Source organism: Pseudomonas lopnurensis (assembly GCF_015070855.1).
Taxonomy (GTDB): Bacteria; Pseudomonadota; Gammaproteobacteria; order Pseudomonadales; family Pseudomonadaceae; genus Stutzerimonas; species Stutzerimonas lopnurensis.
The window spans coordinates 65,907-92,121 of record NZ_JADDIX010000018.1 but is presented as its reverse complement, the minus strand read 5'-3'; the positions used below and the strand labels follow the sequence as shown (position 1 = coordinate 92,121).

Sequence of the window (26,215 nt, the reverse complement as noted above, 5' to 3'; positions counted from 1 at the left end):
ATCGCGCCGACGCGAACGACCCCCAGCCTTGCTTGCCAAGGAGTCAACCATGAAGATCATGCCCTGCCCCCTGAACGGCCCGCGCAACATCAGCGAATTCACCTACGGCGGCGAGCTCAAGCAGATGCCCGACCCGCAGGCCTGCAGCGATGACGAGTGGGCCGATTACGTCTTCAATTGCGACAACCACGCCGGCGTAGTCACCGAATGGTGGCTGCACAACGCCTCCAGCTACTGGTTCCTCGCCGAGCGCCATACCGTCAGCGACGAGATCATCCGCACCTTCGACCCGAAGGAGCTCTTCGACCGTCGCGTCGACTTCGCCCAGCCAGCGGCACGCCAGGAGGTGGTCGCATGACGGCCTTCAACCGCCTGCCCGCGCCCATGGGCCTGCTGATCGACCGCGATCGACCGCTCGCCTTCAGCTTCGACGGCAAGGCCTACCAGGGCCTGCAGGGCGACAGCATCGCCAGCGCGCTGCTCGCCAACGGCCGCTGGCTGATGTCGCGCTCGTTCAAGTACCACCGTCCGCGCGGCCCGCTCAGCCTCGCCGGGCAGGACGCCAACACCCTGGTGCAGTTGCCCGATGAGCCCAACGCGCTGGCCGACATGCAGGCGCTCGCCGAAGGGCTCGAGGTCGGCGGGCAGAACTTCGCCGGCTCCCTGGACAGCGACCGCGATGCCCTGCTCGGGCATTTCTCGCGCTTCATGCCGGTCGGCTTCTATTACCGTTCCTTCTACAAGCCCCAAGGCATCTGGAAGGTCTGGGAACCGATCATCCGCAAGAAGGCCGGCCTCGGCGTGCTGAACCTGAAATTCCAGCCGGAGTACCACGACAAGGCCTTTCTCTTCGTCGACGTCGCGGTGGTCGGCGCCGGGCCGGCCGGGCTCAGCGCCGCGCTGCATGCCGCCAACACCGGTGCCAAGGTGCTGCTCGTCGAGCAGCAGCCCTACCTCGGCGGCGCCCTGGCCTGGGCGCGCTTCGACCTCGAAGGCGTACGCGCCGGGGCGCTGCGCGAGCGGCTGGTGGAGGCCGTGGAACAACACCCGAACATCCGCATCCTCAAGGAAGCCACCTGCAACGCCTGGTTCGTCGACAACTTCCTGCCGGTGATCCAGGGCACGCGGCTGTACAAGGTGCGCGCCAGGGAGTGCATCGTGGCCACCGGCGCCTTCGACCAGCCGGTGGTGTTCCGCAACAACGACCTGCCCGGCATCATGCTCACCAGCGCCGCCCAGCGGCTGATGAAGCTCTACGCGGTGAAACCGGGCAACCGCGCGGTGGTGCTGACCGGCAACGACGACGGCTACCTCGCCGCGCTCGACCTGCACGAGGCCGGGGTGGCCGTCGCCGCGGTCATCGACCTGCGCGACGCACCCGCTGACGGCCTGCTGGTCACCGCCCTGCAGACCCGCGGCATTCCGCACCTGCCGGGGCATACCGTCTACGAGGCGCTGCACGCCAAGGGCATGCGCCACGTCAGCGGCGTCGACGTGCGCCGCATCGTCGGCGAAGGCCAGGTCGCCAGTGACGCCCAGCGCATCGACTGCGACCTGCTGTGCATGTCCGCCGGCTACATGCCGGTCTATCAGTTGCTGTGCCAGGCCGGCGGCAAGCTGGCCTACGATGACGACCAGGCCGCCTTCAGCCTCAGCGGCCTGCCCCGGCGGTTGGACGTCGCCGGCTCGGTGAACGGCCGGTACGCACTGGACAACGTGCTGCTCGATGGCGCCCGGGCCGCTGGCGGCGCCACCGGACGTCTGGGCCTGGGCGGCAGCGCGGAGGCGATCTTCGCCGCCGAGCCGAGGGTCAATTTCGACTGGCCGATCTTCCCCCATCCGGACGGCAAGGACTTCGTCGATTTCGACGAGGACCTGCAGGTACGCGACATCGTCAACGCCACCCGCCACGGCTATCGCGACGTACAACTGGTCAAGCGCTTCTCCACCGTCGGCATGGGCCCGTCCCAGGGCCGCCATTCGGCGCTGCCCACCGCGCGCCTGGTGGCCAGGGCCACCGGCCGCAGCGTCAGCGAAACCGGGGTGACCACCGCACGGCCGCCGTTCGTCGCGGAAAAACTCGCCCATGTCGCCGGGCGCGGCTTCGATCCCTACCGGCAGACGCCCATGCACCAGCGGCACCTGGAAGCCGGCGCGAAGATGATGCCCGCCGGCGTCTGGCAGCGCCCGGCCTACTACGGCAAGGCCGAGGAGCGCGAACGCTGCATGCAGGAAGAAGCGTTGCACGTGCGGCAAAAGGTCGGCCTGATCGACGTCTCCACCCTCGGCGGCCTCGACGTACGCGGCCCGGACGCCGCCGAGCTGCTCGAGCGCCTCTACACCTTCGCCTTCGCCAAGCAGCCGGTGGGCCGCTCGCGCTACGCGCTGATGACCAACGAGCACGGCGTGGTGATCGACGACGGCGTCTGCGCACGCTTCGCGCCGAACCACTTCTACGTCACCGCCACCACCAGCGGGGTCGATCGCCTCTACCAGCAAATGCTCAAGTGGAACGCACAGTGGCGCCTGGACGTCGACGTCACCAACGTCACCGCCGCCCTGGCCGCGGTCAACCTGGCCGGGCCGGATTCACGCAAGGTGCTGCAGACGCTGTGCAACGACCTCGACCTGTCGGCCGAGGCCTTCCCCTATCTCGGCGTGCGCCAGGGCACGGTGGTCGGCATCCCGGCGCGGCTGTTGCGGGTCGGTTTCGTCGGCGAACTGGGCTACGAGATCCATGTCCCGGCGCGCTACGGCGAGGCGCTGTGGGATGCGCTGATGGCAGCCGGGCGTGCGTTCGACATCCGCCCCTTCGGCGTCGAGAGCCAGCGCCTGCTGCGCCTGGAAAAGGGCCACGTGATCATCGGCCAGGACACCGACGGCATGACCCATCCCGCCGAAATCGACATGGGCTGGGCCATCGCCCGCAGCAAGCCGTTCTTCGTCGGCAAGCGCTCGGTGCAGATCCTCGAAGCCCAGCCGCTCGCGCGCAAGCTGGTCGGCTTCAGCCTGCCGAAGGGTGCGAGCAAGCCGCTGGAAGGCCACCTGGTGCTCGACGGTGACGCCATCAGCGGCAGCGTCACCTCCTGCGAATACTCGCGCACGCTCGAGCGGATCATCGGCCTGGCCTACGTGGGCAGCGGGCAGAGTGCCCCGGGCAGCCACATCCCGATCCGGGTCGAGGGCGGCGAAGTGGTACAGGCCACGGTCGTCGAGCTGCCCTTCTTCGACCCGCACAACCAACGCCAGGAGCTGTGAACATGGCCATTTTGCAAGCACAAGACTTCAGCGAGCGCAGCCCGCTGTACCCCCGGCATGTCGGCGCGCGGCTCGGCCAGTTGGGCAATGCCGCGGTGGTCGCCGGCTATGGCGACGAGGACGAAAGCGCGCAACTGCAACGCTGCGCACTGATCGATCAGAGCAACCTGGCGCGAGTCGGCTTTCGCGGCAGCGACGCGGCCGAATACCTGCGTGCCAGGGGCTACCGCCTGCCGGAACGGCCCAACCAGGCACAACCACAGGACGATGGCTGCCTGGTCGCACGCCTGTCGCAGAGCGAATACCTGCTGCTCGGCAGCCTGCGCGACGCGGGCAGCCGCATCCAGCAGGAAGAGGCCGGGTGGCAGCTCGGCGACAGCGCCAACTACCTGCTGCCCCGCCAGGACAGCCACGCCTGGCTGCTGCTGACCGGCGAACAGGCCAGCGAGGTGATGGCCAAGCTCTGCGGCGTCGACCTGCGCGCCGAGGCCTTCCCGCCCGGTTCGGTGGCGCAGACCTCGGCGGCGCGGATCAACGTGATCGTCATCAACGCGCCCCAGGGCGAGCTGCCGTGCCTGCAGATTCTCTGCGACCGGGCGTCGGCCAGCTATTTCTGGGACGCGCTGCTCGACGCCATGGCCGAGTTCGACGGTCGAGCGGCGGGTATCGATGCCCTGCTCTGAGCGGCCACAAGCCAGCTTCAAGCTTCAAGCTTCAAAGCAACGAGCGCAGGCACCACGCAATAGCTGCTCTAACTTGCAGCTTGAAGCTTGAAGCTGCTTTTCCTCGGAGAGCGCCAATGAACCAGCATGACGAAACCGCGGAGCGCGACACCGACTACCGGGTCCCCGCCCTGCAGCGCGGCCTGAGCATCCTGCAGATGTTCGGCGCCCGCCAGCGCACCCTCGGCAGCCAGGAGATCGCCGAGCGCCTCGGCGTCAGCGTGTCGGCGATCTATCGCATCGTGTACACCCTGAACGAGATGGGTTACCTGCGAAAAGTCGCCAAGAACACCTACGAGCTGGGGCCGCAGGTGGTCTCCGACGGCTTCGCCTACCTGGCCAGCCGCGACCTGGTGGACATTGCCCAGCCCCACCTCAACGCGCTGCGCGACCGCACCTCGCTGTCCTGCCACCTGAGCATTCGCGAACAGACCGACAGCCTCTACATCTACCGCGCCTTCGCCGCCCAGCGCCTGTCGGTGAACATCCCCATCGGCACGCGCATCCCCTGCCACTGCACCGCCATGGGGCGCATCCTGCTGACCGGCCTGTCGCCGATGGCGCTGGACAGCCTCTACCTGCACGTGCGCCTCGACGACTACCCGCCGCCGGCCCCGAAGACCCTGCCGGAGCTGCAGCAAACCATCGAGGAAGACCGCGGGCGAGGCTGGGTGCTGCATCGCTCCGACTATTCCACTGCCATCGCCTGTGGCATCCGTAACCACCTCGCTGACGTCGTCGCGGCCATCAACCTCTCCGGTCCCGAGGCGGTCATGGACAGCCCGCAGGCCCAGGAGCGTTTTTTGCACGAGTTGCAGCACACCGCGCAGGCGATTTCCCGGGAGTTGGGCGCAGCATGATGCATCATCCGAAAACCGACGCATTGATCATCCGCTGCGCGGGCGAAGACGACATCCCTGCGCTCTGCAGCCTGCTCGGCCAGTTGTTCGCGCAGGAAGTCGAATTCACCCCGGACCCGGCCGCGCAACAGCGCGGCCTGCGCGCGATCATCGGCGATGCGCAGAAAGGGCAGATCCTGGTGGCCTGCCAGGGCGGACGCATCGTCGCCATGGTCAGCCTGCTCTACAGCGTCTCCACGGCGCTGGGGGCCAGGGTCGCGCTGCTGGAGGACATGGTGGTCGACGCGGCGTACCGCGGCAGCGGTATCGGCTCCGTACTGCTGCGGCACGCCATCGATTTCGCCCGCGAGCAGGACTGCCGGCGCATCACGCTGCTCACCGACCAGGACAACCGGGCGGCGCAACGCTTCTATGCGCGCCACGGCTTCGGCCAGTCACCGATGATCGCGTTGCGTCTGGCGCTACCGTGACCGACAGCCGACGGTTTTCGAGACGGGGATAGAAAGGAGGAAGGGCGCGGGTCGGGGCAAACCCGGCACGGCCGGACGGGGAACGGCAGCCAGCGGGTTTCGCCCCGCTTGCCGTCCCCCGGCGAGCGATCAGGCGATGCCGTAGCTCATCAGGCGTTCGTAGCGACGCGCGAGCAGTGCATCGGTATCCAGCGACTTGAGCATGTGCAACTGGCTGTTCAGCTGCTCGCGCAGGGCGGCGGCCATGACGGCCGGGTTGCGGTGCGCGCCGCCCAGCGGCTCGGGGATCACCTTGTCGACGATACCCAGGTCCTTCAGGCGCTCGGCAGTGACGCCCATCGCCTCGGCCGCTTCCGGCGCCTTCTCGGCGGTACGCCAGAGGATCGAGGCGCAGCCTTCCGGCGAGATCACCGCATAGGTGGAATACTGCAGCATGTTCAGCTGGTCGCAGACGCCGATGGCCAGCGCGCCGCCGGAACCGCCCTCGCCGATCACGGTGGCGATGATCGGGGTCTTCAGCCGCGCCATCACACGCAGGTTCCAGGCGATGGCCTCGCTCTGGTTGCGCTCCTCGGCATCGATGCCCGGGTAGGCGCCGGGGGTGTCGATGAAGGTCAGGATCGGCATCCTGAAGCGCTCGGCCATCTCCATCAGGCGGCAGGCCTTGCGATAGCCTTCCGGGCGCGGCATGCCGAAGTTGCGGCGCACCTTCTCACGCACCTCGCGGCCCTTCTGGTGGCCGATGATCATCACCGGCTGGCCGTCCAGGCGGGCGGTGCCACCGACGATGGCGGCATCATCGGAGAAGTGGCGATCACCGTGCAGTTCTTCGAACTCGGTGAACAGGTGGTTGATGTAGTCGAGGGTATAGGGCCGCTGCGGGTGGCGGGCCAGGCGGGCGATCTGCCAGCTGGTCAGATTGCCGAAGATGCTTTCGGTGAGCGACTCGCTCTTGTCCTGCAGGCGGGCAATCTCATCGCCGATGTTCAGCGAGTTGTCGTTGCCGACCAGGCGCAACTCTTCGATCTTGGCTTGCAGGTCGGCGATCGGCTGTTCGAAATCCAGGAAATTCGGGTTCATAGGCATCCGTCATGCGTCGACGGCCAGGCGGCCGGGAGGCTGTTCCGTTTTTTGCGCCTTACCTTACGGGACCGGCGCATTCAGGTCGAACAAAAATTGTTCTGAACCATGACCCGGTCAACACCGGGCCGTTCGGGCCTTGGCCTGGGAGTGTATTAGCGCCTCCCGGACGTCGACCCTCTATCGGTATTGGAGAAAGACGTTGTCGCGCCCGAACTGGTCACGCAATGCCTGAATCAAGTTGTCGGCCGGGTCGATTCGCCAGCTCTCGCCGAACTGCAGCAAGGCCCGCGCATCGGTGCCGGTGTATTCCAGGGTGATCGGGCAGGCGCCGCGGTGACGGCCACAGACATCGGCCAGCCAGCGCATGCGATCGCCCTTGAGCGCTTCGCTGGCGACCTTCACGCGCAGGCTTTCGGCCAGCCCGGTGCGCGCCTCCTCCAGGCTCATCACGCGCTTGGCGCGCAGGCGCAGGCCGCCGGAGAAGTCATCGTTGCTGACTTCCCCCTCGACCACCACCAGGGCGTCGGTCTGCAACAGCGCCTGGGCGCTGTTGAACGCTTCGGCGAACAGCGAGGCCTCGATGCGCCCGGAGCGATCATCGAGCGTGATGAAGCCCATCTTGTCGCCCTTCTTGTTCTTCATCACCCGCAGGTTGACGATCAGGCCGGCAATCGTCTGCTCGCCCCGAGCCGGCCGCAGGTCGATGATGCGTTGGCGGGCGAAGCGGCGGACCTCGCCCTCGTATTCGTCGATCGGATGGCCGGTCAGGTACAGACCGAGGGTGTCCTTTTCGCCCTTGAGACGTTCCTTGAGCGACAGCTCGCGGGCCTTGCGGTGGTTGGCGTAGACATCCGCCTCGGGCTCGGCGAACAGGCCGCCGAACAGGTCCATATGGCCACTGTCGAGGCTGCGAGCGGTCTGCTCCGCAGCCTGCACCGCCTCTTCCATGGCCGCCAGCAACACCGCGCGATTGCGGTCGATGTTGGCCTGGTAGGCCTTGGCTTCGTCATGGAAGTACGGCCCGAGGCGATCCAGCGCGCCGGAGCGGATCAGCGCCTCGAGAGTGCGCTTGTTGATGCGCTTGAGATCGATCCGCGCACAGAAATCGAACAGGTCCTTGAACGGCCCGCCCTCGGCCCGGCACTCGGCGATGGCTTCGACCGGCCCCTCGCCGACCCCCTTGACCGCGCCCAGGCCATAGACGATGCGGCCGTCGTCGTTGACGGTGAACTTGAACTCGGAGACGTTGACGTCCGGCGGATCGATGCGCAGCTTCATGCTGCGGCATTCCTCGATGAGGATCACCACCTTGTCGGTGTTGTGCATGTCCGCCGAGAGCACCGCGGCCATGAACGGCGACGGATAATGCGCCTTGAGCCAGGCGGTCTGGTAGGACACCAGGCCGTAGGCGGCCGAGTGCGACTTGTTGAAGCCGTAACCGGCGAACTTCTCCACCAGGTCGAAGATGTTGCCCGCGAGATCAGCCTCGATGCCGTTGTTCTTGCAGCCTTCGATGAAGCCGCCGCGCTGCTTGGCCATCTCCTCGGGCTTCTTCTTGCCCATGGCGCGACGCAGCATGTCCGCCCCACCCAGGGTATACCCGGCCATGACCTGGGCGATCTGCATCACCTGTTCCTGATACAGGATGATGCCGTAGGTGGGCTTGAGCACCGGCTCGAGGCCCGCGTACTGGTAGTCCGGGTGCGGGTAGGACACCTCGGCGCGACCGTGCTTGCGGTTGATGAAGTCGTCCACCATGCCCGACTGCAGCGGGCCGGGGCGGAACAGTGCCACCAGTGCGATGAGGTCTTCCAGGCAGTCCGGCTTGAGCTTCTTGATCAGCTCCTTCATGCCGCGCGATTCGAGCTGGAACACGGCCGTGGTCTCGGCCTTCTGCAGCAGCTGGTAGGTCGGCTTGTCGTCCAGCGGGATGAAGTCGATGTTGACCGGTTCCAGGCCCTTCTTGGCCTGCTCGCGGTTGATGGTCTCCAGTGCCCACTTGATGATGGTCAGCGTACGCAGGCCGAGGAAGTCGAACTTCACCAGGCCGGCCTGCTCGACGTCGTCCTTGTCGAACTGGGTCACCAGGCCGCCGCCTTCCTCGTCGCAGGCGATCGGCGCGAAGTCGGTGAGCTTGGTCGGCGCGATCACCACGCCACCGGCGTGCTTGCCGGTACCACGGGTGATGCCCTCGAGCTTGAGCGCCATGTCCCAGATTTCCTTGGCGTCTTCATCGACGGCGAGGAAATCGCGCAACGGCTCCTCCATCTCGTAGGCCTTTTCCAGGGTCATACCCACTTCGAAGGGGATCATCTTCGACAGCCGGTCGGCCAGGCCGTAGGACTTGCCCTGCACCCGCGCCACGTCGCGCACCACGGCCTTGGCCGCCATGGTGCCGAAGGTGATGATCTGGCTCACCGCGTTGCGCCCGTAGGCCTCGGCCACGTAGTCGATCACCCGGTCGCGGCCGTCCATGCAGAAGTCGACGTCGAAGTCGGGCATGGAAATCCGTTCGGGGTTGAGGAAGCGCTCGAACAGCAGGTCGTAGGCCAGCGGGTCGAGGTCGGTGATCTTCAGTACATAGGCCACCAGCGACCCCGCACCCGAACCCCGGCCGGGGCCGACCGGCACGCCGTTGTTCTTGGCCCACTTGATGAAGTCCATGACGATCAGGAAGTAGCCGGGGAAGCCCATCTGGATGATGGTGCCCAGCTCGAATTCGAGACGATCGATGTAGACCTGCTTCTTCGCCTCGTAGTCGGGCGTGTCCTTGGGCAGCAGGACTTCCAGGCGCTCCTCCAGGCCTTCGAACGACACCTGGCGCAGGTAGTCGTCGATGGTCATGCCTTCGGGCACGGGGAAGTTCGGCAGGAAGTAGGTGCCCAGCTGCACCTCGATGTTGCAGCGCTTGGCAATCTCGACGGTGTTTTCCAGCGCCTCGGGGAGGTCGGAGAACAGCTCGGCCATTTCCTCCGGCGTCTTCAGGTACTGCTGGTCCGAGTAGGTACGCGGCCGGCGCGGGTCATCCAGGGTGCGTCCTTCGCCGATGCAGACGCGCGTCTCGTGGGCCTCGAAGTCGTCCTGCTTGAGGAAGCGCACGTCGTTGGTCGCCACCAGCGGTGTGCCGCTGCGTTCGGCGAGGGCGACAGCGGCGTGCAGATACTCCTCGTCGTTGACCCGGCTGGTGCGCTGCACCTCGAGATAGAAACGATCCGCAAACACATCCCGCCACTCGGCCAGACGGGATTCCGCCAGCGCCTCGTCGCCGTTGAGCAGCGCCTGGCCGACCTCCCCTTCCTTGGCGCCGGACAGGGCGATCAGGCCTTCGGCGGCCTGCTTCACCCAGTCGCGCTCGATGATCACCAGGTCGTTGCGCTGGCCGTCGGTCCAGCCGCGGGAAACCAGTTCGGTGAGGTTGCGGTAGCCGGTGGCATTCATCGCCAGCAGGGTCAGGCGGCTGAGCGGGCCGTCCTCGTCATAGCCGGCCAGCCAGATGTCGGCGCCGCAGATCGGCTTGATACCGGCCCCCTGCGCCGCCTTGTAGAACTTCACCAGCGAGCACATGTTGCTCATGTCGGTCACCGCCACCGCCGGCATCCCGCCCGCCGCCACCGCCTTGATCAGCGGCTTGACCCGCACCAGCCCATCGACCAGCGAGTACTCGGTGTGCAGGCGGAGATGAACGAATGAAACAGGCATGGACGGACCCTGGGCTGGAAAAACGACAAGCGCGGGATTGTACCGGAAATGGACCGCAAGGAAGCCGTGAAGCTGGGGCGGGCGGGCCCGGAGCTGGGAGAATTGCGTCGGCTAGAGCAACGGCAGGCCGGCCGGGGCATCCACCGCGAAGACCGCTTGCTCGAGCAGCATCCGTACCGGCGCGAAGGAGCGCCGATGGATCGGCGTCGGGCCGAGGCGCTGCAGCGCCTCGAGATGGAAGGCGGTTGGATAGCCCTTGTGCCCGGCCAGGCCATAGCCCGGATAACAGAGATCCAGCGCCTGCATCTCACGGTCGCGGCTGACCTTCGCCAGGATCGAGGCCGCGGCGATTGCCGGGACCTGGCCATCGCCCTGGATCACCGGCGCGCTGGGAACGTTCAGCTGGGGGCAGCGGTTGCCATCGATCAGCGCCAGCCGCGGGGTGACGCTCAAGCCTTCCACGGCGCGCTGCATCGCCAGCATGGTCGCATGCAGGATATTCAGCCGATCGATTTCCTCCACCTCGGCGCGCGCCACGCACCAGGCCAGGGCCTTCTCGCGGATTGCGTCGAACAGCGCTTCGCGGCGCGCCTCGCTGAGTTTCTTCGAGTCGTTCAGGCCCAGGATCGGCCGCGCCGGATCGAGAATCACCGCCGCGGTGACCACCGGGCCGCAGAGCGGCCCGCGGCCGACCTCATCGACGCCCGCGACGAGTTCTTCGACCAGGTTGAAATCGAGCCCGAACTGCATCAGCGCGCTCCGACCAGGCGCAGCACGGCGTCGGCCGCCTGGCTCGAGGCGTCGCAGCGCAGCGTGCGATGGATACTGTCGAAACCCTCGGTCTGCACCTCGCCATCGTCCAGTAGCGGCGACAGGGCCTGGGCCAACGCCTCCGGCGTCGCCGCATCCTGCAGCAACTCGGGGACCAGCAGGCGCTGGGCCAGCAGGTTGGGCAACGCCACGTAGGGGCTCTTCACCAGGCGCCGGAGAATGCGATAGGTCAGCGGCGCCACACTGTAGGCCACCACCATCGGCCGCTTGAACAGCAGCGCCTCCAGCGTCGCCGTGCCGGAGGCGATCAGCACCGCATCGCAGGCGGCCAGCGCCTCGTGGGAACGGCCATCGAGCAGGGTGAGCGGCAGATCCCGCGTCGCCAGCATCTGCTCCAGCTGCAGCCGACGCTCCGGACTGGCGCAGGGCATCACGAAACGGATGCCGGGGCGCATGGCCCGCAGCCGCTCGGCGGCGCTGAGGAACAGATCGCCCAGGCGCGCCACTTCCCCGCCACGGCTGCCGGGCATCAACGCCACGATCGACCCGTCCCGCGGCAGCCCGAGCGCCTCCCGGGCCGCCGCACGGTCGGCGCACAGCGGAATGGCGTCGGCCAGCGGGTGCCCGACGAAGCGCACCGGCACCTGATGGGCGTCGTAGAATTTCGCTTCGAAGGGAAACAGCGTGAGCATCAGGTCGCAGGCTTCGCGGATCTTCAGCACGCGCTTCTGCCGCCAGGCCCAGACCGAGGGGCTGACGTAGTGCACGGTCTTGATGCCGGCACGCCTCAGCTTCAGTTCCAGGCCCAGGTTGAAATCCGGCGCATCGATGCCGATGAACACGTCAGGACGGATTTCGATCAGGGTTTCCACCAGCCTCCTGCGCCGGGCCAGCAACTCGGGCAAGCGCCCGAGCACCTCGACCAGCCCCATCACTGCCAGGCGCTCGAGCGGGAAATAGGGCACCAGCCCCTCGGCCTGCATCCGCGGGCCGCCGACGCCAACGAATTCGACATTCCCATGCTGGGCCTTGAGCGCCTGCATGAGCCCGGCACCGAGGATATCGCCGGAGGATTCGCCGGCAGCCAGTGCCACCCTCAGCGGCCGGCTCATCTCAGCGGGTGATGCCACGGGTGGAAGCCTGGATGGAATCACGGAACATCGCGACTTCGGGGAACGCCAGGGCGCTTTCGGCGAGTTCGGCGAGCGCCGCTTCCACCGTCAAACCCTTGCGGTAAACGGTCTTGTAGGCGCTGCGCAAGGCATGTACGGCTTCGTTGCTGAAGCCCCGCCGACGCATGCCTTCGAAGTTCATGCTGCGGGCTTCTGCCGGATTTCCGAAAACCGTCACGAATGCCGGCACGTCCTTGCCGATGGCCGTTCCCATGCCGGAAAAGCTATGGGCACCGATATGGCAGAACTGGTGTACCAGCGTGTAGCCGGAGAGGATCGCCCAGTCACCGACGTGCACGTGTCCGGCCAGGGCGGTGTTGTTGACCAGGATGCAATGGTCGGCGATCACGCTGTCGTGGCCGATATGCGCATAGGCCATGATCAGGTTGTGATTGCCGATGGTGGTTTCGGAACGATCCTGGACCGTGCCGCGATGGATGGTGACCCCCTCGCGAATCACGTTGTGATCGCCGATCACCAGCCGGGTCGGTTCCCCCTTGTATTTCAGGTCGGGGGTATCCTCGCCGACCGAGGAGAACTGATAGATGCGGTTGTGCCGGCCGATACGGGTCGGCCCCTTGATGATCACGTGGGACGCGATCACCGTTCCCTCGCCAATTTCGACATCCGGCCCGATGATCGACCAGGGCCCGATCTGGACGTCATCCGCCAGACGGGTCGCAGGATCGACGATGGCGCGAGGGTCGATCAAACTCATATTTCCTGTTCCGCGCAGATGATCTCGGCCGAGCAGACCGGCTTGCCATCGACGCTGGCCCGGCAATCGAACTTCCAGATGCCACGTTTGACGCTGAGGAAGGTTGCCTCGAGAACCAGTTGGTCACCAGGGCGCACCGGCTGGCGGAAGCGCAGCTTGTCGGAACCCACGAAGTAATACAGGGTGCCATCGGAAGGCGTGACGCCCATCATCTTGAAGCCGAGCAACCCGGCCGCCTGCGCCATCGCCTCGATGATCAGGACGCCCGGCATGATCGGATGCTGCGGGAAGTGCCCGTTGAAGAACGGCTCATTGATGGTTACGTTCTTGTAGGCGCGAATGCGCTTGGCCTCGGTATCCAGCTCGACTACCCGGTCGACCAGCAGGAACGGGTAGCGGTGAGGCAGGTATTCGCGAATCTCGTTGATATCCATCATGTCAGGAAAGAGCCTGTAAAAAAGTATGGGACCGCCTGCGCCGGAGCTCGCGCCAGCATCGTCAGGCAGTTACCGAAAAACCGGATCAGACCGTGAGTTCAGGCATCAGAAGCCGGATTCTGGCCCTGGGTCACGGCCGCCAGGCTTTTTTCCAGCTGCTGCAGCCGCCGCGCCATGTCGTCCAGCTGGCGAATGCGCGCGGCGCTCTTCCTCCAGTCGGCAGCGGTCTGCATCGCCGTTCCCGAGGAATAGCTGCCTGGTTCACTGATGGAGCGCGTGACCATGGTCATCCCGGTCACGAATACGTTGTCACAGACCTCGATATGGCCAACCATGCCGACCCCACCCGCGATCATGCAGTTGCGCCCGATCTTGGTGCTGCCCGAAATACCCGCACATCCTGCCATCGCAGTGTTGTCGCCGACCTGCACGTTGTGCGCGATCATGATCTGGTTGTCCAGCTTCACCCCGTTGCCGATCAGGGTATCCGACAGCGCACCACGGTCGATCGTGGTGTTGGAACCGATCTCGACGTCATCGCCGATTCGCACGCCGCCGATCTGGGCGATCTTCTGCCACACGCCCTTTTCCTTCGCGAAGCCGAAGCCTTCACCGCCGATCACCGCCCCCGACTGGATCACCACGCGCTTGCCGATCACCACGTCATGGTACAGCGTGACCCGCGGCGCCAGGCGCCCTCCTTCGCCGATCCGGCTGCGCGCACCGATGAACGACTGCGCGCCGACCACCACGTCCGCGCCGATGGTCGCGCCCGACTCGATGACCGCGTAGGCGCCGATGCTGGCCGAAGGATGGATCTCGGCGTCTGCCGCCACTACCGCGGTGGGATGGATCCCGCTGGACACCGCGGGACGGGTCTCGAACAGGTGCGAGGCACGGGCGTAGGCGAGATAAGGGTCGGCCACGACGATCGCCGCACCTTCGTGGCCCTGCGCATCGGCAGGCGACAGCAGGACCGCCGCCGCCCGGGTGGTCGCGAGGTACTTGCGATACTGGGCATTGGCGAGAAAGCTCAGCTGGGTGGGGCCGGCTTCCTGCAAGGTTGCCAGGCCGTCGACAGGCTGGGCGGCATCGCCGCGAAGACTGCCGCCCAGTTCGTCGGCCAGTTGGCCGAGCGTGAAGGTTGCGCCGGACATATCAGCGCAGCTGGTTCATGCGCTCGATGACCTGGCGGGTGATGTCGTACTGAGGCTTGACATCGACCACGGCACCGCGCTCGAACACCAGGTCATAGTTGCCTTTCTTGATGACCTCTTCCACCGCCTGGTCCAGCTTGGGCTTGAGCTGCTTGAGCATCTCCCGATCGGCGACGGCCTTGGATTCGTTCAGCTCCTTGGATTGGAACTGGAAGTCACGCGCCTTCTGCTTGAACTCGAGTTCGAGGCGCTCGCGTTCGGCCTGCTGCATCTTGTCGCCATCCTTGACCAGACGATCCTGGATGCGCTTGGCGTCGCTTTCCAGCGTCTGCAGCTTGCTCAGCTGGGGGCCGAACTTCTTCTCGGCATCGACCGCGTAACGCTTGGCGGCATCGGATTCGAGCAGCGCCATCTGGTAGTTCATGACCGCGATCTTCATCTCGGCGAACGCGGGGGTCGCCACCAGTGCGGCAACGATAAGGAACAGTTGAGTCAACTTACGCACGGTATACACCACTCCTGAATGAAAGCACTGAAGCATGGCGCTGCAGTGTTAGAACGTTTGTCCCAGCGAGAACTGGAAGACCTGGGTATCGGCATCGTCCGGCTTCACCACCGGCATCGCCAGGCTGAAGCTCAGCGGCCCCATCGCGGTGATCCAGGTCAGGCCGACACCGACCGAACTGGCCATGTCGCCGAAATCGATGTCGCTGCAGTTCGCCGAGCCGGACGGGCAATTGGTATCGAATACATTACCAACATCCCAGAACACCGAGGTGCGCAACGAGCGCTGGTCCTTGACGAACGGCATCGGGAACAGCACTTCCAGGCCACCCTGGATCAGTACGTTGCCGCCGAACGGCAGCGGGTCGCGATCGGGGTCGGCAATGGTGCCCGGACGCGAACCGTCGCTGGGCGTACTGCGCGGACCCAGGCTGCTGTCCTCGAAGCCCCGCACCGAGTTGAAGCCACCGGCGTAGTAATGCTCGTAGAACGGCAGTCGCGAGGTCGAGCCGTAGGCGTCGCCATAGCCCAGGCGCGTATGCATGCGCAGGGTGTAGTCGCTGGTCATCGGCACGAACAGCTGGCCGTTGTAGTCGAGCTTGTAGAACGACAGGTCGCTGCCCGGGACGGTGGTTTCCAGCACCAGGCTCTGCGAATGCCCGCGGGTGGCCAGCACGCCGCGGTTCAGGGTCGATTCGGACCAGCCCACCGAGGCCTTGAAGTTGAGGAAGCTGTCGCCCTCCTCCTCCATGAAGTCGAAGATCTCGTCGACGGTGTAGCGACCGGTGTCCAGCTCGTCCTGCTGTATCGACAGGCCGAAGGACAAACGCGAGGTCTCGCTGATCGGATAGCCGATGTTCACGCCCGCGCCCAGGCTGTCCACCGAGTAGCTGGAGACGTCGTAGTCCAGCTCGTCGTAGTCGGTGGTGCGGTAGAAGGCGTTGTAGCCGAGGCTGACGCCGTCCTCGGTCCAGTAGGGATCGACGAAGCCGAAGTTGTAGCGCGACTGGTATTCGCTGCGGGTCAGGCCGAGCGACACCCGGTTACCGGTGCCGAGGAAGTTGTTCTGGCTGATCGAGCCGCCGAGGATCAGACCGGCGTTCTGGGCGAAACCGATGCTCGCCATGATCGAGCCGGAGGGTTGCTCCTCGACGCTGTAGTTGACGTCGATCTGGTCGTCGGTGCCTGGCACCTGCGGGGTCTCGACGTTGACCTCCTTGAAGAAGCCGAGGCGCTCGAGGCGGACCTTGGACTGGTCGATCAGGTAGGTCGACGCCCAGCCTCCTTCCATCTGGCGCATCTCGCGGCGCAGCACTTCGTCCTCGGTCTTGGTGTTGCCGCGGAAATTGATGCGGTTGACGTAGGCGCGCTTGCCCGGATCCACCACGAAGGTGATGGATACCGTGTTGTCCTCGTCATGGGCCTCGGGCACACCGTTGACGTTGGCGAAGGTGTAGCCCTCGTTACCCAGGCGGCGGGTGATCAGCTCGGAGGTGGTGGTCATCACCTTGCGCGAGAAGACCTGCCCTTGCTTGGCCAGCAGCAGCGCTTCGATCTCTTCCTGCGGCACCTTGAGGTCGCCGCTGAGCTTGACGTCGCGAACGGTGTAGCGCTCGCCTTCGTCGATGTTGACGGTCACATAGACGTCTTTCTTGTCCGGCGTGATGGATACCTGGGTCGAGGTGATATCCATGTTGATGTAGCCGCGATCCAGGTAATAGGAACGCAGGCGCTCCAGGTCGCCGGAGAGCTTCTCGCGCGCGTACTTGTCGTCGTTGCGGAAGAACGAAAGCCAGTTGGTGGTCTTGAGTTCGAACAGGCCGACCAGATCCTCGTCCGGGAACACCGAGTTGCCCACCACGTTGATGTGCTTGATGGCGGCGACCGAGCCTTCGTTGATCTTGATCTTCAACGCCACCCGGTTGCGCGGCTGCGCGACCACTTCGGTTTCGATGGTGGCGGAGTAGCGCCCCTGGGCCACGTATTGGCGCTGCAGTTCGTTGCGCACCCCTTCGAGCGTGGCGCGCTGAAAGATTTCGCCTTCAGCCAGGCCCGACTGTTGCAGGCCGGACAGCAGGTCCTCGGTCTTGATCGCCTTGTTGCCTTCGATTTCGATCGCGGAAATAGAAGGACGCTCGACTACGCTGATGACCAGCACGTTGCCTTCGCGGCCGAGCTGAATGTCCTGGAAGAAACCGGTTCTGAACAGGGCGCGAGTGGCATCGACCAGGCGGTTGTCATCGGCCGGCTCGCCAACGTTCAGCGGCAGTGCGCCGAACACGCTGCCGGCGGAGACCCGCTGCAGGCCGTTGACCCGGATATCTGAAATAGTGAAGGACTCAGCGTGAACTTCGGCAATCATCAATGCGGAAATAACCGCAGGTAGCAGCAGACGTTTCATGAAGTCCTTTCTTGTTCAAACCTGATAAATGAGCCGGCGCCCGGAGCGGCGACATTACGGAATTCAGCGTTACAGGCGGCCAAGATCATTGACCAGCGCAAGCAGCATCACCCCTACTACCAGGCTGATGCCGATCTGTACCCCCCACCCCTGAACCCTCTCCGACAGAGGGCGCCCGCGGACCCACTCGACCAGATAGAAGAGCAGGTGCCCCCCATCAAGCACCGGGATAGGCAGTAGATTGAGAACCCCCAGGCTTATGCTCAGGTAGGCGAGGAAATTCAGGAAATCCCCGAGGCCGGACTGGGCAGAAGCGCCCGCCACTTTAGCAATGGTTATCGGGCCGCTCAAGTTTTTTACCGAGAGCTCCCCGAAGAGCATTTTCTTCAGGGAATCCAGGGTCAGCAGGCTCATGGTCCAGGTGCGTCTCAGCCCTTCCACGACCGCCTCGAGCGGACCGAAGCTGACCTCGCGCAGCATCTGCGCCGGCCATTCGCCCGCCTCGACGCCCGCCCCCAGGTAACCGCGCCGCTCCTCGCCTTCCCCGCGCGAAGCGAGCGTCAGCGACACCTCCAGGCGCTGGCCAGCGCGTTCGATCGACAGCGAGGCGGCCTCGCCCGGCAGGACCTTCACCGCATCGATGACCTGCTGCCAGTCCTCCAGCGGCTGCTCGTTCAGACTGAGCAGGCGATCGCCGAGGCGAACTCCGGCCGCCTGCGCGGGCCCATCCGGGTCCAGCTGCGCGATGACCGGTGCGATCTGCGGCCGCCACGGACGGATGCCCAACGATGTAATCGGGTCGGGCTCCGCCTCCCCTTTCAGCCAGTTCTGCAACGGAATCCGCAGATGCCGCTCGCTGGAGCTACCGAGATCGCGCACGGCGAGGTCGAGATTGCCGCTTTCACCGAGGCGGCGAACCAGTTGCAGGTTGACGTCGGACCAGCCATTGACCGGCTTGCCGTTGACCGTGATGATTTCCTGCTCGGCGACCAGCCCGGCCTGTGCGGCGAGACTGCCGGATTCCACCGCACCGATGACCGGGCGCACCTGCTCGCTGCCGAGCATCGCCAGCAGCCAGAAGAACACCAGGGCGAGCAGGAAATTGGCCAATGGTCCGGCAGAGACGATGGCGAAGCGCTGACGCACCGTCTTGCGGTTGAAGGCGCTGTCGAGCAGCGCAGGCGGCACCTCGCCCTCGCGCTCGTCGAGCATCTTCACGTAACCACCCAGGGGAATCGCAGCGATCACGAACTCGGTGCCATGACGATCGTGCCAGCGCACCAGCGGGCTGCCGAAACCCACGGAGAAGCGCAGCACCTTCACCCCGCACCGGCGCGCCACCCAGAAGTGGCCGAACTCGTGAAAAGTGACCAGCACCCCGAGTGCGATCAGGGTGCCGACGATCATATAAAGCGCGCCCATTCATTCCTCCGGCCCAGGGCCCGTTACCATTTCGTCGCGAGCCGCGACGAATCATCAGCGGACCTATCGCCCGTGGCGACTCAGCCAATGCCCGGCAAGCTCCCGGGCCCTGCTGTCCGCCGTCAACACATCCTCGAGGCAGTGGGTCGGAACCGACGCCTCACGATTCAATACGTCGTCGATGATACTCGCGATCTCGGTGAAGCGGATGCGTCGATTGAGAAACGCCTCCACCGCCACTTCGTTCGCCGCATTGAGCATCGCCGGCGACGTGCCGCCCGCCTGCGCCGCCGAGCGGGCGTGCCGCAGGCAAGGAAAGCGCTGGTCGTCCGGCGCCTGGAAGTCGAGCCGACCGATCCGCAGCAGATCCAGCGCCGAAACGCCGGAATCGATCCGCTCGGGCCAGGCCAGCGCATGGGCGATGGGCGTACGCATGTCCGGATTGCCCAGCTGCGCGAGCACCGAGCCATCCACGTAATCAACCATGGAATGGATCACGCTCTGCGGATGGATCACCACCTCGACCTGATCGGGCCGCGCATCGAACAACCAGCAGGCCTCGATCAGCTCGAGCCCCTTGTTCATCATGCTCGCCGAATCCACGGAGATCTTGCGCCCCATCGACCAATTGGGATGGGCGCAAGCCTGCTCCGGGGTCACATGTTCGAGCTCGGGCGCCGAGAGCCCGCGGAACGGCCCGCCGGAGGCGGTCAGCAGTATCCGCCGCACGCCGACGACCGGCAGTCCCCGGGAATAATCGGCCGGCAAACACTGGAAAATGGCGTTGTGTTCGCTGTCGATGGGCAACAGCACCGCGGCGCTGTCACGCAGCGCCTGCATGAACAGCCCGCCCGACATCACCAGGGCCTCCTTGTTCGCCAGCAGCACACGCTTGCCGGCCTGAACCGCGGCAAGCGTGGGTCGCAAGCCCGCCGCGCCGACGATGGCGGCCATCACCACATCGACGTCCGGATGCCCGGCCACCTCGCTCAAGCCACCCTCACCACTGAGCACCCGCGTATCCAGGCCGTCCCCGAGCAACTGGTCCTGCAGGACACGCGCCTGCTCCTCGTCACCCACGACCGCATAGCGCGGCCGATGCGCCAGGCAAAGGGCGCGCAGCTCGACAATCCGGCTGAAGCCGGTCAGCGCGAAAACGCCATAGCGCTGCGGATGGCGGGCAATGACATCCAGCGTGCTGAGCCCGACCGACCCGGTGGCGCCCAGCACGGTTATCTGCAAGGGTCGGGTCACAGCACACCCCATCCCGCCAGCCACAGCAGCACGACGAACAGTGGAATCGCCGCAGTGAGGCTATCGATGCGATCCATGACGCCGCCATGCCCGGGAAGCAACTGGCTGCTGTCCTTGATGCCGGAGCTGCGCTTGAACATGCTCTCGGTCAGATCGCCGATGACCGAAATCAGTACCACCAGCGCCGCCCCCAGCAGTGCAAGGATCAGCTCGCGGACGGACCAGCCGCGGTAGACACCCACCGCCAGCGTGACCAGCAGACTGGTCAGCAGACCGCCGATCAAGCCTTCCCAGCTCTTGCCGGGGCTGACCTGGGGCGCCAGCTTGCGCCGGCCGAAGGTCTTGCCGGAAAAGTAGGCGCCGATATCGGCGACCCATACCAGAACCATCACCGCCAGGATCAGCCAGTTGCCCAGCTCCCACTGCTTGAGCAGCACCAGCGCCTGCCAGGCCGGCAGCAGGATCAGCAGCCCGATCAGCAGGCTACCGGCCGAGCCGCCCCAGAGCCGACTGCTGTGCGGATAAGTGAGCACCAGGTACGTGGCGGCGAGCCACCAGAGCACCGCCAATGCCAGCAACCAGGGCGCCAGCGCCGGAAGCTGATAGAGCACGCCCAGCAGCAGCACCACCAGCACTGCGTAGCCGACCCGCACCGGCTGGCTGGCGAACCCGGCCAGGCGCGCCCATTCCCAGGCGCCCAACGCCACGACCAGGCCGATGAACAAGGCAAAGGCGAGTCCGTGGAGCAGGAAGAAACCCACGATCGCAACAGGCAGGAGGATCGCTGCCGTGATAATTCGCTGCTTCAGCATTCGGCCTTGACCTCGCTTTCGACCTGTTCGCCGGTCTTGCCGAAGCGCCGCTGCCGCGTGGCGAAATCGGCCAGGGCCTTGCGCATGGCGACATGCTTGAAGTCAGGCCAGTACAGATCGGAAAAATACAGCTCGGCGTAGGCGAGCTGCCAGAGCAGGAAATTGCTGATACGCCGCTCGCCGCCGGTGCGAATGCACAGGTCCGGCAATGGCATGTCACCGGTCGCCAGGTAGCTCTGGAACAATGCGGGGGTGATCTCGGCCGGATTGAGGCGGCCCGCCTGGGCTTCCGCGGCCAGATGCTGCGCCGCCTGGAGAATGTCCCACTGCCCGCCATAGTTGGCGGCGACCTGCAGCACGAAGCGATGGTTGGCGGCGGTCATTTCCTCGACCTCGCGCATGGCCGTCTGCAGCTCGGGATGGAAGCGCGAGCGATCGCCGATGATGCGCAGACGAATGCCGTTCTCGTCGAGCTTGCGCGCCTCGCGCCGCAGCGCCGAGAGGAACAGCTCCATCAGGGCACCCACCTCATCGGCCGGGCGCTGCCAGTTCTCACTGGAAAACGCGAAGAGCGTCAGCACCTCGACACCGGAGTCGGCACAGACCTCGATCACGGCGCGTACCGCGTCGACACCGGCTTTATGTCCCGCCACACCGGGAAGCAGACGTCTTTTCGCCCAGCGATTGTTGCCATCCATGATGATCGCTACGTGACGGGGGAGATTCCGTCCGGCAATCTGCCTGACCTTTTCCATGAACAACTCTACTTGCGCTAGAACACGCTGCAAACAAAAGAAAAAGCTGCAAGCGACAGCTCTCAGGGCATCCCGCCTCCCCGTCGCGCCGCGCTTCCGGCTGAGCCGGACTCGATGGAGACGTCGTGGAGGCGATCCGATGCGGGCCCTACACAGCCATCAGGTCGGCTTCTTTGGCTTCCAGGGCCTTGTCGATTTCGGCAACGAACTTGTCGGTTAGCTTCTGGACGTCATCCTGGCCGCGACGTTCCTCGTCCTCGCTGATTTCCTTTTCCTTGACCAGGTCCTTCAACTGCGCCAGCGCATCACGACGAATGTTGCGCACCGCCACCCGGGCGTTTTCCGCCTCGGCACGAGCCTGCTTGGTATAGCCCTTGCGCGTTTCTTCGGTGAGTGCCGGCATCGGCACGCGGATGGTGGTGCCGGCAGTCGCCGGATTCAGCCCCAGGTCGGAGGTCATGATGGCCTTCTCGACCGCCTGGATCATGCTCTTGTCGAACACGGTCAATGCCAGGGTACGCGAATCCTCCGCCACCACGTTGGCCACCTGGCGCAGCGGCGTATCGGCGCCGTAGTAGGACACCATCACGCTGTCGAGGATGCTGGGATGCGCACGGCCGGTACGGATCTTGGCGAATGCATGGTCCAGCGACTCCAGGGTTTTCTTCATGCGCTCCTGCGCGTCTTGCTTGATCTCGTTGATCATTCGTTCGCTTCCTCGATCAGTGTTCCTTCGGCGCCACCGAGCACGATGTTCAGCAGGGCGCCAGGCTTGTTCATATTGAAAACGCGCAACGGCATGGTGTGATCGCGGCACAGGCAGATGGCGGTCAGGTCCATCACGCCGAGCTTGCGATCGAGCACCTCGTCATAGGTCAGTTGCGCGAACTTCTCCGCATTGGGGTCCTTGAACGGGTCGGCGGTATAGACGCCGTCGACCTTGGTCGCCTTGAGGACCACATCCGCCTGGATTTCGATGGCGCGCAGACAGGCAGCCGAATCGGTGGTGAAAAATGGATTACCCGTACCCGCAGAGAAAATCACCACCTCGCCGGACTTGAGATGGCGCATGGCCTTGCGGCGATCGTAGTGATCGGTCACACCGACCATGGAGATGGCCGACATCACCAGCGCGGGGATATTCGAGCGTTCCAGGGCATCACGCATCGCCAGGGCATTCATCACGGTGGCCAGCATCCCCATATGATCGCCGGTCACCCGGTCCATGCCAGCGGCAGAAAGCGCCGCACCACGGAACAGATTACCACCACCGATCACCAGACCGACCTCGACGCCAATCCCCACCAGTTGCCCGACCTCCAGCGCCATGCGGTCGAGCACCTTGGGATCGATGCCGAAGTCTTCGGAGCCCATCAGGGCTTCGCCGCTTAATTTGAGCAGAATGCGTTTATAGCGAGGATTGCGTGCACTCATCTGCTGAGCCATTGGCGTGTTATCTCCTGCGGCGTGCTATGACTGAAATCTGGATTGATCAGACAAAAAAATATCTGCGCTTTGACAACTCGACGATGAGTTGGTGCCAAGCGACGACTATAACGTGACAGAAAAAACAATTCCGCCGCCCCATTCGACAAAGAGGCCGCGCGCGTAAGCGGGCAGCCTCTTCATCAGGACGACCTAGGGTCTGTTGCCGTTTCGTCGCGAACCGCGTTGCTGCGCCAAATGGCGCCAGGCCGGTCGGCGCTCCGCAGGCGCGGGACGCAGGCAATGCTGATCCCTTGCCAAGTTCCGCAACGCCGCATGGCGTAACAGACCCTAGTGACCTTACTTCTTGGTGGCGGCCACCTGGGCAGCTACCTCGGCAGCGAAATCGACCTCTGCCTTCTCGATGCCCTCACCCACTTCGTAGCGAACGAAGGAAACGATTTCGGCACCGGCCTTCTTCGCCAGTTCGCCAACCTTGACTTCCGGGTTCTTGACGAACGCCTGCTCGACCAGACTGGCTTCGGCGAGGAACTTGTTGATACGGCCCTTGACCATGTTCTCGACGATGTTCTCCGGCTTGCCGGCGATCTTGTCGGCATTGAGCTGCAGGAAGATTTCCTTCTCTTTGGCGACCAGCTCTTCGGACACGTCGGAGGGGCTCAGCACGGCCGGGTTGCTCGCCGCTACGTGCATGGCGATGTCCTTCGCCAGCTCGGCATCGCCACCTTTCAGGGTGACCAGAACACCGATGCGATGGCCATGCAGGTAGGCACCCACCACCTCGCCTTCGACGGCGGTCAGGCGACGGATGTTGACGTTCTCGCCGCACTTGGCGACCAGCGCTTCGCGCGCGGATTCACGGGAAGCGATCAGCGGAGCCACGTCGGCCAGCTTCTGCTCGAAGGCTTCATCCAGGCTTTCCTTGACGAAGGCCTTGAAATCGTCCTGCAGAGCCAGGAAGTCGGTCTGCGAATTCACTTCGATGATCAGGCCACGGCCGCCTTCGACGCGAACGGCGATCGAACCTTCGGCGGCGATGTTGCCGGACTTCTTGGCCGCCTTGATGGCGCCGGAAGCACGCATGTCGTCGATGGCCTTCTCGATGTCGCCGTTTGCGGCAACCAGTGCCTTCTTGCACTCCATCATGCCCTGGCCGGTACGTTCGCGCAGTTCTTTGACCAAGGCTGCAGTGATTTCTGCCATGTTGGGAATCCTCTCGATTGGTTTCTAACCATTCACCCACTGACTCGGGTGATCAATTCGCAAGAGACAAAAAGGGGGCCTAGCCCCCTTTTCGTTTATCGGGTGTCACGCTGCGGTGCGTCGCACTCAGCCCTGAGCCGCTTCGGAAGCCACTTCCTCGACGAACTCGTCGGCACCGCCGGCGCCGTTCTGGCGACCGCGCAGGACGGCATCGGCCATCGAACCCAAGTAGAGCTGAACGGCGCGGATGGCGTCGTCGTTACCGGGAATGATGTAGTCGACGCCTTCCGGGCTGCTGTTGGTATCGACGATGCCGATGACCGGAATACCCAGCTTGTTGGCTTCGGAGATGGCAATGCGCTCGTGATCGACGTCGACGACGAACATGGCATCCGGCAGACCGCCCATGTCCTTGATGCCACCCAGGCTGCGCTCGAGCTTCTCGAGGTCACGGGTGCGCATCAGCGCTTCTTTCTTGGTCAGCTTCTCGAAAGTGCCATCCTGCGACTGGCCTTCCAGCTCACGCAGACGCTTGATGGACGCGCGAATGGTCTTGTAGTTGGTCAGCATGCCGCCCAGCCAGCGATGATCGACATACGGCGAACCGCAACGAGCGGCTTCTTCGCGAACGATCTTGCCAGCGGAACGCTTGGTGCCGACGAACAGAATCTTGTTCTTGCCCGCAGCCAGCTTTTCAACGAAACGCAGGGCGTCGTTGAACATCGGCAGGGTCTTTTCCAGGTTGATGATGTGGATCTTGTTGCGCGCGCCGAAAATGTACTTGTCCATTTTCGGGTTCCAGTAACGGGTCTGGTGGCCGAAGTGCACACCGGCCTTCAGCATATCGCGCATGGTGACTTGAGACATGACGAGTCCTCGAATAAGTCGGGTTAGGCCTCCACGCGTCCCGATATCCAACTCTTTCGAGCACCCAGGATACCGTGTCGACACGTGTGTGGGGTTCAAGCGCAACGGGTAGTCCCGTCGAGCGGCGCGTTTTATAGCATAGAAAGCGGCTACAAGCTACAAGCTACAAGCTGGAAGCTGGAAGCTGGAAGCTGGAAGCTGGAAGCTGGAAGCTGGAAAGGTTTCGGAACGGCACAAAGGCCGTCAAGCCTTATCGGGGCGGCGGGCTGTAGGAGCGAGCCATGCTCGCGAACACTGGCCACGCAAGAGCGTCGCGGGCATGGCTCCTGCCAATATCCGCCGGACGCTTCCAGCTTCAGGCTTCCAGCTTCAAGCTGCTAACATACTGCCCTTTCCTTTCGTGCCCGAGAGCTCCCAATGACTGTCACCATCAAGACGCCCGAAGATATCGAGAAAATGCGCATCGCCGGGCGGCTCGCCGCCGAGGTGCTCGAAATGATCGGCGAGCACGTCAAGCCTGGCGTCACCACCGAGGAGCTGGACCGTCTTTGCCACGACCATATCGTCAACGTCCAGCAGGCGATCCCGGCGCCCCTCAACTACAAGGGCTTTCCCAAGTCGATCTGCACCTCGATCAATCACGTGGTCTGCCACGGCATTCCCAACGACAAGCCGCTGAAGGATGGCGACATCCTCAACATCGACATCACCGTCATCAAGGACGGCTACCACGGCGATACCAGCAAGATGTTCCTGGTCGGCAAGGTGCCGGAATGGGCGCAAAGGCTCTGCCAGGTCACTCAGGAATGCCTATATAAAGGCATCGAACTGGTGCGCCCGGGCGCCCGCCTGGGCGATATCGGCGAAGTGATCCAGAAGCACGCCGAGAAGAACGGTTTCTCGGTGGTACGCGAATATTGCGGCCACGGCATCGGCAAGGTCTTCCACGAGGAGCCGCAGGTCCTGCATTACGGCCGCGCCGGCACCGGCCTGGAACTCAAGGAAGGCATGACCTTCACCATCGAGCCGATGATCAACCAGGGCCGGGCCGAAACCCGCCTGCTCGGTGATGGCTGGACCGCCATCACCAAGGACCGCAAGCTGTCGGCGCAGTGGGAACACACCATTCTGGTCACTGCCGACGGTTACGAGATCTTCACCCTGCGCAGCGACGACACCATCGCGCGCACCTCAGCCTGAGCCA

Annotated in this window: 23 protein-coding genes; 6 read left to right on the top strand and 17 right to left on the bottom strand. The window is 64.5% G+C overall.

Going from position 1 to position 26,215, the window contains the following annotated elements; all coding sequences use genetic code 11:
• Nucleotides 1–49: 49 nt before the first annotated feature.
• The 5 genes from IN820_RS03900 to IN820_RS03880 all read left to right on the top strand — a co-directional run bounded on the left by IN820_RS03900 (nucleotide 50) and on the right by IN820_RS03880 (nucleotide 5,310).
• Nucleotides 50–358: a sarcosine oxidase subunit delta gene (locus IN820_RS03900; protein WP_193679717.1), complete on the top strand. Its 309-nt coding sequence runs from the start codon at nucleotides 50–52 to the stop codon at nucleotides 356–358.
• Nucleotides 355–3,258 carry an FAD-dependent oxidoreductase gene (locus tag IN820_RS03895; RefSeq protein ID WP_193679716.1) on the top strand — a complete coding sequence of 968 codons (2,904 nt, stop codon included), beginning with the start codon at nucleotides 355–357 and terminating at the stop codon, nucleotides 3,256–3,258. Before IN820_RS03900 ends, IN820_RS03895 begins: the two co-directional genes overlap by 4 nt.
• Nucleotides 3,259–3,260: 2 nt before the next feature.
• Entirely contained in the window at nucleotides 3,261–3,941 is a 681-nt protein-coding gene (locus IN820_RS03890; RefSeq protein ID WP_193679715.1) for a sarcosine oxidase subunit gamma, read from the top strand.
• Nucleotides 3,942–4,057: 116 nt separating this feature from the next.
• Nucleotides 4,058–4,840, top strand: coding sequence for an IclR family transcriptional regulator (locus IN820_RS03885; protein WP_193679714.1), 783 nt, complete (start codon nucleotides 4,058–4,060; stop codon nucleotides 4,838–4,840).
• Nucleotides 4,837–5,310: a GNAT family N-acetyltransferase gene (locus IN820_RS03880; RefSeq protein ID WP_235989062.1), complete on the top strand. Its 474-nt coding sequence runs from the start codon at nucleotides 4,837–4,839 to the stop codon at nucleotides 5,308–5,310. Before IN820_RS03885 ends, IN820_RS03880 begins: the two co-directional genes overlap by 4 nt.
• Before the next feature lie 129 nt (nucleotides 5,311–5,439).
• Here the strand turns inward: IN820_RS03880 and IN820_RS03875 are convergent, their stop codons facing one another.
• From IN820_RS03875 to rpsB, 17 genes are all read right to left on the bottom strand, one after another.
• Complete coding sequence (locus IN820_RS03875; RefSeq protein ID WP_193679713.1) at nucleotides 5,440–6,390, bottom strand: acetyl-CoA carboxylase carboxyltransferase subunit alpha; 951 nt, start codon at nucleotides 6,388–6,390, stop codon at nucleotides 5,440–5,442.
• Between the two features lie 180 nt (nucleotides 6,391–6,570).
• Entirely contained in the window at nucleotides 6,571–10,092 is a 3,522-nt protein-coding gene (gene dnaE, locus IN820_RS03870) for a DNA polymerase III subunit alpha (RefSeq protein ID WP_193679712.1), read from the bottom strand.
• Nucleotides 10,093–10,203: 111 nt separating this feature from the next.
• Entirely contained in the window at nucleotides 10,204–10,842 is a 639-nt protein-coding gene (rnhB, locus tag IN820_RS03865; RefSeq protein ID WP_193679711.1) for a ribonuclease HII, read from the bottom strand.
• Nucleotides 10,842–11,975: a lipid-A-disaccharide synthase gene (gene lpxB, locus IN820_RS03860; protein ID WP_193679777.1), complete on the bottom strand. Its 1,134-nt coding sequence runs from the start codon at nucleotides 11,973–11,975 to the stop codon at nucleotides 10,842–10,844. The genes rnhB and lpxB overlap by 1 nt, the downstream gene beginning before the upstream one ends.
• Before the next feature lies 1 nt (nucleotide 11,976).
• Nucleotides 11,977–12,753: an acyl-ACP--UDP-N-acetylglucosamine O-acyltransferase gene (lpxA, locus tag IN820_RS03855; protein ID WP_193679710.1), complete on the bottom strand. Its 777-nt coding sequence runs from the start codon at nucleotides 12,751–12,753 to the stop codon at nucleotides 11,977–11,979.
• Nucleotides 12,750–13,190 carry a 3-hydroxyacyl-ACP dehydratase FabZ gene (gene fabZ / locus IN820_RS03850; protein ID WP_193679709.1) on the bottom strand — a complete coding sequence of 147 codons (441 nt, stop codon included), beginning with the start codon at nucleotides 13,188–13,190 and terminating at the stop codon, nucleotides 12,750–12,752. Before fabZ ends, lpxA begins: the two co-directional genes overlap by 4 nt.
• A gap of 98 nt (nucleotides 13,191–13,288) precedes the next feature.
• Nucleotides 13,289–14,347, bottom strand: coding sequence for a UDP-3-O-(3-hydroxymyristoyl)glucosamine N-acyltransferase (gene lpxD, locus IN820_RS03845; RefSeq protein WP_193679708.1), 1,059 nt, complete (start codon nucleotides 14,345–14,347; stop codon nucleotides 13,289–13,291).
• Nucleotide 14,348: 1 nt separating this feature from the next.
• Entirely contained in the window at nucleotides 14,349–14,852 is a 504-nt protein-coding gene (locus IN820_RS03840) for an OmpH family outer membrane protein (RefSeq protein ID WP_193679707.1), read from the bottom strand.
• Nucleotides 14,853–14,900: 48 nt separating this feature from the next.
• Nucleotides 14,901–17,252, bottom strand: a complete 2,352-nt coding sequence (bamA, locus tag IN820_RS03835; RefSeq protein WP_193679706.1) for an outer membrane protein assembly factor BamA — start codon at nucleotides 17,250–17,252, stop codon at nucleotides 14,901–14,903.
• A gap of 69 nt (nucleotides 17,253–17,321) precedes the next feature.
• Nucleotides 17,322–18,674, bottom strand: coding sequence for an RIP metalloprotease RseP (gene rseP, locus IN820_RS03830; protein WP_193679705.1), 1,353 nt, complete (start codon nucleotides 18,672–18,674; stop codon nucleotides 17,322–17,324).
• 63 nt (nucleotides 18,675–18,737) lie between these two features.
• Nucleotides 18,738–19,940, bottom strand: coding sequence for a 1-deoxy-D-xylulose-5-phosphate reductoisomerase (ispC, locus tag IN820_RS03825; RefSeq protein WP_193679776.1), 1,203 nt, complete (start codon nucleotides 19,938–19,940; stop codon nucleotides 18,738–18,740).
• Nucleotides 19,925–20,740 (bottom strand): phosphatidate cytidylyltransferase, encoded by an 816-nt coding sequence (locus IN820_RS03820; RefSeq protein ID WP_193679704.1) that lies wholly within the window; start codon nucleotides 20,738–20,740, stop codon nucleotides 19,925–19,927. The genes ispC and IN820_RS03820 overlap by 16 nt, the downstream gene beginning before the upstream one ends.
• A complete protein-coding gene (uppS, locus tag IN820_RS03815; RefSeq protein WP_193679703.1) occupies nucleotides 20,734–21,495 on the bottom strand; it encodes a polyprenyl diphosphate synthase in 762 nt (253 codons plus the stop codon). The genes IN820_RS03820 and uppS overlap by 7 nt, the downstream gene beginning before the upstream one ends.
• A 148-nt stretch (nucleotides 21,496–21,643) precedes the next feature.
• Complete coding sequence (gene frr, locus IN820_RS03810; protein ID WP_193679702.1) at nucleotides 21,644–22,201, bottom strand: ribosome recycling factor; 558 nt, start codon at nucleotides 22,199–22,201, stop codon at nucleotides 21,644–21,646.
• Nucleotides 22,198–22,941: a UMP kinase gene (gene pyrH / locus IN820_RS03805; RefSeq protein ID WP_193679701.1), complete on the bottom strand. Its 744-nt coding sequence runs from the start codon at nucleotides 22,939–22,941 to the stop codon at nucleotides 22,198–22,200. The genes frr and pyrH overlap by 4 nt, the downstream gene beginning before the upstream one ends.
• A gap of 339 nt (nucleotides 22,942–23,280) precedes the next feature.
• On the bottom strand, nucleotides 23,281–24,144 hold the full coding sequence (gene tsf, locus IN820_RS03800; RefSeq protein WP_193679700.1) for a translation elongation factor Ts: 864 nt from the start codon (nucleotides 24,142–24,144) through the stop codon (nucleotides 23,281–23,283).
• A 126-nt stretch (nucleotides 24,145–24,270) separates the two neighbouring features.
• Complete coding sequence (rpsB, locus tag IN820_RS03795; RefSeq protein WP_014819902.1) at nucleotides 24,271–25,011, bottom strand: 30S ribosomal protein S2; 741 nt, start codon at nucleotides 25,009–25,011, stop codon at nucleotides 24,271–24,273.
• A gap of 417 nt (nucleotides 25,012–25,428) precedes the next feature.
• Here rpsB and map point away from each other — a divergent pair, with 417 nt between their 5' ends.
• Complete coding sequence (gene map, locus IN820_RS03790) at nucleotides 25,429–26,211, top strand: type I methionyl aminopeptidase (protein ID WP_193679699.1); 783 nt, start codon at nucleotides 25,429–25,431, stop codon at nucleotides 26,209–26,211.
• Nucleotides 26,212–26,215: the final 4 nt, after the last annotated feature.

Coding starts and splice junctions, on each gene's coding strand:
- IN820_RS03900 (WP_193679717.1), top strand. CDS start 50: ATGAAGATCATGCCCTGCCCCCTGAACGGCCCGCGCAACATCAGCGAA.
- IN820_RS03895 (WP_193679716.1), top strand. CDS start 355: ATGACGGCCTTCAACCGCCTGCCCGCGCCCATGGGCCTGCTGATCGAC.
- IN820_RS03890 (WP_193679715.1), top strand. CDS start 3,261: ATGGCCATTTTGCAAGCACAAGACTTCAGCGAGCGCAGCCCGCTGTAC.
- IN820_RS03885 (WP_193679714.1), top strand. CDS start 4,058: ATGAACCAGCATGACGAAACCGCGGAGCGCGACACCGACTACCGGGTC.
- IN820_RS03880 (WP_235989062.1), top strand. CDS start 4,837: ATGATGCATCATCCGAAAACCGACGCATTGATCATCCGCTGCGCGGGC.
- IN820_RS03875 (WP_193679713.1), bottom strand. CDS start 6,390: ATGAACCCGAATTTCCTGGATTTCGAACAGCCGATCGCCGACCTGCAA.
- dnaE (WP_193679712.1), bottom strand. CDS start 10,092: ATGCCTGTTTCATTCGTTCATCTCCGCCTGCACACCGAGTACTCGCTG.
- rnhB (WP_193679711.1), bottom strand. CDS start 10,842: ATGCAGTTCGGGCTCGATTTCAACCTGGTCGAAGAACTCGTCGCGGGC.
- lpxB (WP_193679777.1), bottom strand. CDS start 11,975: ATGAGCCGGCCGCTGAGGGTGGCACTGGCTGCCGGCGAATCCTCCGGC.
- lpxA (WP_193679710.1), bottom strand. CDS start 12,753: ATGAGTTTGATCGACCCTCGCGCCATCGTCGATCCTGCGACCCGTCTG.
- fabZ (WP_193679709.1), bottom strand. CDS start 13,190: ATGATGGATATCAACGAGATTCGCGAATACCTGCCTCACCGCTACCCG.
- lpxD (WP_193679708.1), bottom strand. CDS start 14,347: ATGTCCGGCGCAACCTTCACGCTCGGCCAACTGGCCGACGAACTGGGC.
- bamA (WP_193679706.1), bottom strand. CDS start 17,252: ATGAAACGTCTGCTGCTACCTGCGGTTATTTCCGCATTGATGATTGCC.
- rseP (WP_193679705.1), bottom strand. CDS start 18,674: ATGGGCGCGCTTTATATGATCGTCGGCACCCTGATCGCACTCGGGGTG.
- ispC (WP_193679776.1), bottom strand. CDS start 19,940: ATGGGGTGTGCTGTGACCCGACCCTTGCAGATAACCGTGCTGGGCGCC.
- IN820_RS03820 (WP_193679704.1), bottom strand. CDS start 20,740: ATGCTGAAGCAGCGAATTATCACGGCAGCGATCCTCCTGCCTGTTGCG.
- uppS (WP_193679703.1), bottom strand. CDS start 21,495: ATGGAAAAGGTCAGGCAGATTGCCGGACGGAATCTCCCCCGTCACGTA.
- frr (WP_193679702.1), bottom strand. CDS start 22,201: ATGATCAACGAGATCAAGCAAGACGCGCAGGAGCGCATGAAGAAAACC.
- pyrH (WP_193679701.1), bottom strand. CDS start 22,941: ATGGCTCAGCAGATGAGTGCACGCAATCCTCGCTATAAACGCATTCTG.
- tsf (WP_193679700.1), bottom strand. CDS start 24,144: ATGGCAGAAATCACTGCAGCCTTGGTCAAAGAACTGCGCGAACGTACC.
- rpsB (WP_014819902.1), bottom strand. CDS start 25,011: ATGTCTCAAGTCACCATGCGCGATATGCTGAAGGCCGGTGTGCACTTC.
- map (WP_193679699.1), top strand. CDS start 25,429: ATGACTGTCACCATCAAGACGCCCGAAGATATCGAGAAAATGCGCATC.